This window comes from Desulfogranum mediterraneum DSM 13871 (assembly GCF_000429965.1).
In the GTDB taxonomy this organism is placed as follows: Bacteria; Desulfobacterota; Desulfobulbia; order Desulfobulbales; family Desulfobulbaceae; genus Desulfogranum; species Desulfogranum mediterraneum.
In genome coordinates, this window is the sequence record NZ_AUCW01000064.1 from 1 (window position 1) to 2550 (window position 2550).

Consider the following 2550-nt stretch of genomic DNA (forward strand, 5'->3'; position numbering starts at 1 on the left):
TTCCAATCAGCCTGAGGGAACCATCGCGCGCCTCCGTTACTCTTTGGGAGGCGACCGCCCCAGTCAAACTACCCACCAGACACTGTCCCGGATCCCGATAAGGGACCGCGGTTAGAGTTCAAAGATAGCAAGGGTGGTATTTCAAGGGTGACTCCACACACACTGGCGTGCATGCTTCAAAGTCTCCCACCTATCCTACACATACTATCCCTAAACACAATGCCAAGCTATAGTAAAGGTTCACGGGGTCTTTCTGTCTTGTTGCGGGTAACCGGCATCTTCACCGGTACTACAGTTTCGCTGAGTCTCTGGTTGAGACAGTGGGGAAATCGTTACGCCATTCGTGCAGGTCGGAACTTACCCGACAAGGAATTTCGCTACCTTAGGACCGTTATAGTTACGGCCGCCGTTTACCGGGGCTTCGGTTCAATGCTTCGCAAAAGCTAACACGTCCCCTTAACCTTCCGGCACCGGGCAGGCGTCAGACCATATACATCGTCTTACGACTTCGCATAGTCCTGTGTTTTTAGTAAACAGTCGCTCCCCCCATTTCACTGCAACCCCCGTAGGCTCACTTAAGTATAAAAGATCACCATGAGGGCACACCTTCTCCCGAAGTTACGGTGCTATTTTGCCGAGTTCCTTAACCAGAGTTCTCTCAAGCGCCTTGGTATATTCTACCTGTCTACCTGTGTCGGTTTACGGTACGGTCACCAAACTGAATGTATACGAGGATTTTCCTGGAAGCATGGAATCAACCACTTTGCAGCCCGTTTGGGCTTCGTCATCACGCCTCAGTGTTATGAATGTCCGGATTTGCCTGGACACTCCACCTACACGCTTAAACCGGGACTACCAACGCCCGGATGGCATATCCTTCTCCGTCCCCCCTTATACAAGTTCCAGATCAGTGGTACAGGAATATTAACCTGTTTCCCATCGACTACGCTTTTCAGCCTCGCCTTAGGGACCGACTAACCCTGAGCAGATTAACTTGACTTCAGGAAACCTTAGACTTTCGGCGAAAGGGTTTCTCACCCTTTTTATCGCTACTCGTGTCAACATAAGCTCTTGTGATACCTCCAGCACACCTCACGATGCACCTTCTCAGGCCTACACAATGTTCTCCTACCATCCAAAATAAATTTTGAATCCGTAGCTTCGGTACTGTACTTGAGCCCCGTTACATTTTCGGCGCAAATTCACTAGACCAGTGAGCTATTACGCTTTCTTTAAAGGATTGCTGCTTCTAAGCCAACCTCCTGGTTGTCTGAGCAATTTCACCTCCTTTTCCACTTAGTACAGTTTAGGGACCTTAGCTGACGGTCTGGGTTGTTTCCCTCTCGACCACGGAACTTATCTCCCGCAGACTGACTCCCGCGATTGAACTTGACGGCATTCGGAGTTTGCATGGGGTTGGTAATCCGTTGGGACCCCTAGCCCAAGCAGTGCTCTACCTCCGTCAGTCATTTCGCAAGGCTATACCTAAATATATTTCGGAGAAAACCAGCTATCACCGAGTTTGATTAGCCTTTCACTCCTATCCACACCTCATCCAAGCAGTTTTCAACCTACAATGGTTCGGGCCTCCAGTCGATGTTACTCGACCTTCACCCTGGACATGGATAGATCACCCGGCTTCGGGTCTACCCCATGTAACTCGACGCCCTCTTAAGACTCGCTTTCGCTGCGGCTACACCTAACGGCTTAACCTCGCTACATAGGGTAACTCGTTGACTCATTATGCAAAAGGCACGCTGCCACCCATGTAAACATGGGCTACAACTGCTTGTAAGCTGACGGTTTCAGTTTCTATTTCACTCCCCTCCCGGGGTTCTTTTCACCTTTCCCTCACGGTACTGGTACACTATCGGTCACTAGGTAGTATTTAGCCTTGGAAGATGGTCCTCCCGGATTCCCACAAGGTTTCACGTGTCTCGTGGTACTCGGGGACACCCTAGGGTGAGTCAGGATTTCGCGTACCGGATTATCACCGTCTATGATTGGCCTTTCCATGCCATTCCGCTATCCATCATCAATCCCACATCGGGGCCCCACAACCCCCATGAGCATGCTCATGGGTTTGGGCTATTCCGCGTTCGCTCGCCGCTACTGACGGAATCTCAATTGATTTCTTTTCCTGAAGGTACTGAGATGTTTCACTTCCCCTCGTTCGCTCTTATTACCTATGTATTCAGTAATAAGTGACAGAGTATGAACTCTGCCGGGTTGCCCCATTCGGAAATCTCCGGGTCAAAGCCTGTTAGCAGCTCACCGAAGCTTATCGCAGCTTTCCACGTCCTTCATCGCCTCCTAGTGCCAAGGCATCCGCCGTCAGCCCTTAGTAGCTTAACCATAAGTCTTTTTTAAACTAAGTTATAAACTCTAAACGCTATTCTTGTAGTACTGCCTTTTTCTTCGCGTCACACGGAGACCATTCGGTCCGCTTGTGCAACAAAAAAGGCTCTACGATTTAGATACCCTGCTATTTAATTGTCAAAGATCAAAAAACTTTTCATACTCTAAAAGTTTAAAGTTAGACCATGATCA

General features: G+C 49.2%; 1 rRNA gene. It reads right to left on the bottom strand.

Going from position 1 to position 2550, the window contains the following annotated elements:
* Positions 1 to 2355, bottom strand: a 23S ribosomal RNA gene (locus G494_RS0114630); the annotation flags it as partial.
* Positions 2356 to 2550: the final 195 nt, after the last annotated feature.